This window comes from Streptomyces mesophilus (assembly GCF_011044995.1).
GTDB classification, from domain to species: Bacteria; Actinomycetota; Actinomycetes; order Streptomycetales; family Streptomycetaceae; genus Streptomyces; species Streptomyces mesophilus.
Window position 1 is genome coordinate 1 of sequence record NZ_JAAKZW010000395.1, and the last position, 3,780, is coordinate 3,780.

The window sequence follows — 3,780 nt, forward strand, 5'->3', positions numbered from 1 at the left end:
CTCCAGCCCCACCGCCCCCGCCACCGTCGCATCCAGCGCGCCGACCGACCGCCCGATCATCAGCGGCACCAGGCGCTCGGCGGACAGCTCGGTCATCGGTCCGTCGCCCGCCACCCGTCCGCCGCGCAGTACGGTCGCGGCGTCACCGGCCCGTACCGCCTCACCGAGCTTGTGCGTCACGAGCACGACAGCGTGTCCGGCCGCCGCGATCCGCCGGCAGGTCTCCAGGAGCGCGTCCGTCTCCGCCGGCCCGAGCACCCCCGTCGGCTCGTCGAGGACGAGGAGGCGCGGGTCGCGAAGGAGCGCCTTGACGATCTCGACGCGCTGGCGCACGCCCACGGGCAACTTCCCTGCCACGGCGTCGAGTTCGAGCTCGAGCCCGTACGCCTGGCGCACGCGCTCGATCCGCGCCGGCAACTCGGGGAGCCGCAGCAGCCGCAGGTTCTCCCGTACGGTCAGGGTCGAGACCAGCGAGAAGTGCTGGTGCACCATGGCGACGCCCGCCGCGAGAGCGTCGGCCGGACGCCGTGGGGCGTACGCCTCGCCGTACAGGCGCAAGGACCCCTCGTCGGGTGTGAGTGAACCCGCGACCGCGTGGCACAGTGTCGACTTTCCGGCGCCGTTCTCGCCGAGGACGCAGTGCACCGTGCCCGCCTCGACGATCAGGTCCACGCCGTCGAGCGCCCGCATCCCGCCGTACGACTTGACCAGTCCGCTGATCTCCAGGGCCGCCGTCACCGGGTCTTGACCTTCCCGGACGTGATGTCGGCCTTCACCTCGTCGAGCTTCTTCGCGACCGAGGGGTCGGCGGTGTCGCAGAGCTGGATGTTGTTCTGCGGTGTGTCGAAGGTCAGGCCGAAGTGCACGGCCTCCGCCTTCCAACTGCCCTTGACCAGCTGCTCGGTGGAGTACTCGATCTCGGCGCCGATGTCGGTCTCCACCGAGGCGGCGTACGCCTTCGCGGTGCCGCACTCCGCCGGGATGGGCCCGCCGATGAGGGTGCCGCCCTTGCCGGAGGCCGCCTGGACGACGCCCTTCTGGCCGAGGTTGAGGATCTGGCCGAGCACGTCGGCGCCGGCGCTGTAGTCGGCGAGCGCGGACTGCTTGGCCTTGGACGCGTCGTTGAAGTCACCGACGTACTGCGGCGTGAGCACCTTCACATCCGGCTCGACCGCCTTGGCGCCGCGCTCGAACTCCTTGGCCGCGTTCACGATCGCGGGCAGTTCGGCGCCGCCCACGAAGCCGACGGTCTTCTTCTTCGACAGGAGCGCGGCCGCCGCGCCCGAGAGGTACGCGGCCTCGGCCTGCTGCGGGTCGTAGAGGGCGAGGTTGGCGGTGGGCTTGCCGTCGGCCGGGCCGCCGATCTCGGCGAACTTGACCTTCGGGAAGCGCGCCGCGACCTTCCGTACCGCCGCATCGGTCTGTCCGCCCAGGGAGATCACCAGGTCGGAGCTGGTGGCGAAGCGCACCAGCGCCTGCTCGTAGTCGGCGGCCTGCACCTGCTCGACCTTGCTGAACGCGACCTTGCCCTTGTGCTCCTTCGCGGCCCGCTGATAGCCGCGGTAGGCCGACTCCATGAAGCCGCCGTCGGACAGCGAGCCGGGGAAGAGGACGCCGACCTTGAGCGTCGCCGAGCCCGAATCCCCGCCCTGCGCGGCAGAGTTGCCGCCGCAGCCGGTGAGCGTGAGCAGTCCCGTGACGGACAGGAGCGCGACGGGGGCGAGGGCCCGCCGGGGGTGAGTGAGTGCCACGTGGTGCCTCCAGAGGGAGGGGCCGCGCGCCGTTGCCGGGGGCAGCGCGAACCCGCTAGTGGTATACCGTTACGCGCCCTCAGTCTGGGAGCCGCTTGTTGCCTGCGTGTTAGCGCCCGGTTAGCAGTACGCACCCGGGGGCCCGTCCGCTTAGGGTGGGAGCCGGGGCGAGCGGAGGAAGATCTTGGCGATGGTGGCCGGCCAGGCGGGTGCAGCACGGGGTTCGCTGCGCGATCTCGCATACGACGCGCTGCGCCGACGCATCCTCGACGCCGAACTCAAGCCGGGCGCCCGCCTGGTGGAACGGGACCTCGCCGCCGAGCTCGCGGTGTCCCGTATCCCCTTGCGCGAGGCGCTGCGCCGCCTGGAGGCGGACGGCCTGGTGGTACTCGTGCCGCATCGGGGCGCGCTGGTCTCGCCGTTCACTCCGGCGGATGTGCGCGACCTGTTCGACGTACGGGAGTCACTGGAGTCCCTGGCCGCCCGGCTCGCGGCCGAGCGCGCCGACTCGGAGGGGCTCGGGCGACTCGCGGCACGGCTCACCCAGGCGCGTACGACGATCGCCGCGCAGGACCGGGGCGGCATCGCGGCCGCCAACGCGGGCTTTCACACGGACATCGTGGAACTGGCGGACAATCCGCTGCTCACCAACATGATGCGACCGCTCGAGGCGCGCACGCACTGGCTCTTCCGGCTCACCGCACAGCGCGATCCGGCGCAGCAGTGCGCGGAGCACGAGGAAATGTACGAGGCGATCGCGGCCGGCGACGGCGATCGCGCCGCGTCCCTCGCCCACGCCCACGTGGTGGACGGCCGCGCGGAATCCCTGGCCCTGGCCGAACAGTGGACCCACCCGGCCATCGACCCCCAACGCGTAGCCGCGAGCAGACGCCGCCGCTCCTGACGCCCCCGGCACACCGGGCGCCACCGGGCGCCACCGGGTGGCAAGCCACGACAGGGGGACCATTTGTTCGGCTCATTCCGCCCATGTCGGACGCACGGCCGAACAATTGGTCCTCCTCTCACTAGGTCACGCGACGGTACTGACCGAGGATCTCCTCGGGTGAGGCTGCGCGGGTGAGGAACATCAGGCTGTCCATGCGGCAGTTGCATGGGTTGGTCTCGCGGGTGTTTTGGGGGAAGCTGCCGCCGATCTTGAGGCCGCGAGGGGTGCTGGCCGTGGTCAGGTCCGGTTCGGGGGCGCCCGCCAGCGCCCAGGGGTCGTCGGTGCGGGTGTAGAAGCCGGGCAGGGGGCGGCCGTTGCGGTAGAGGGCCATCTCGCCGGTGTCGTAGTCGAAGGTGGCGGCGAGGAAGACCCACTCCTCGCGCGGCAGCAGGGTCTGCCAGTCGGCCTCGGCGGCGAAGGTCTGGGAGGCGCCGCCGTCGATACGGCGGCCGAGGGCCACGAGCTTCAACTCCCCGTTGACCTGGATGAGTTCGAGCAGGGCACGGACGTCGTGGCCGTTGGAGTCGCCGGACAGGACACCGGCGAGACCGATCGCGTTGTACCGGTCGCCGGGGTCGGCGGTGTTCGAGTTGGGGCTCGGGTTCTCGCCGGTCATCTTGACCCAGCCCATCACGGTGGCGGCGCGTGCTCCGCTGAAGGCGCGCAGCGACTCGACGCCACGGTCGTCGTGGATCCCGGCCTTCCAGTCGTCGTTGCCGGCCGTGGCCGGGTTGACCTGCTGGACCTGGAGGGCGCTGCCGCTGTGGCGGTGCGCCTGGTCCGGCACACGCATCTGTGCGCCGCCGTTGATGAGCCGGATGCCGGTGCCGGAGCGGCCTCGGTCGCGTTCGACGGCGGGGTCACCTTGGGCGGGGTGCGAGAAGTCGTAGTGTGCGACGAGGTCGCGGCGCAGGCTCGGCAGGACGTCGCTGGAGCCGTGGTCGCCCCCGGCGTCCGGTGACGCGCCGCCCCCTGCCACGGCCTGGGGAGCCGCGAGGACCCCGGCCAGCAGCGCCGCCACGGCCGCGACGGCGACTCGGCGCCTGCCCCGCCGACGAAGCCCCTGCCCGCCCGCTCCCTGCC

General features: G+C 72.0%; 4 protein-coding genes. 1 reads left to right on the plus strand and 3 read right to left on the minus strand.

The annotated features are described in order from the left end of the window. Together G6045_RS39760 and G6045_RS39765 are read right to left on the minus strand one after the other, a co-directional pair. The coding region (locus tag G6045_RS39760) for an ATP-binding cassette domain-containing protein (RefSeq protein WP_328708081.1) at nucleotides 1-738 on the minus strand (738 nt) is incomplete at its 3' end. Then, a complete protein-coding gene (locus G6045_RS39765; RefSeq protein ID WP_165337119.1) occupies nucleotides 735-1,751 on the minus strand; it encodes a BMP family ABC transporter substrate-binding protein in 1,017 nt (338 codons plus the stop codon). The genes G6045_RS39760 and G6045_RS39765, both read right to left, overlap by 4 nt. 190 nt (nucleotides 1,752-1,941) lie before the next feature. Between G6045_RS39765 and G6045_RS39770 the strand changes: the two genes are divergently transcribed. Further along, the gene (locus tag G6045_RS39770) at nucleotides 1,942-2,655 is read left to right on the plus strand and encodes a GntR family transcriptional regulator (RefSeq protein WP_165337120.1); all 714 of its coding nucleotides are present in this window, start codon (nucleotides 1,942-1,944) and stop codon (nucleotides 2,653-2,655) included. Between the two features lie 121 nt (nucleotides 2,656-2,776). On the opposite strand, the gene G6045_RS39775 is transcribed toward G6045_RS39770, so the two are convergent. Next, a complete protein-coding gene (locus G6045_RS39775; RefSeq protein WP_328708082.1) occupies nucleotides 2,777-3,718 on the minus strand; it encodes a hypothetical protein in 942 nt (313 codons plus the stop codon). Nucleotides 3,719-3,780: the final 62 nt, after the last annotated feature.

Bases quoted from the DNA above. Each gene is read 5' to 3' on its own strand.
- G6045_RS39770 (WP_165337120.1), top strand. From the start codon at position 1,942: ATGGTGGCCGGCCAGGCGGGTGCAGCACGGGGTTCGCTGCGCGATCTC.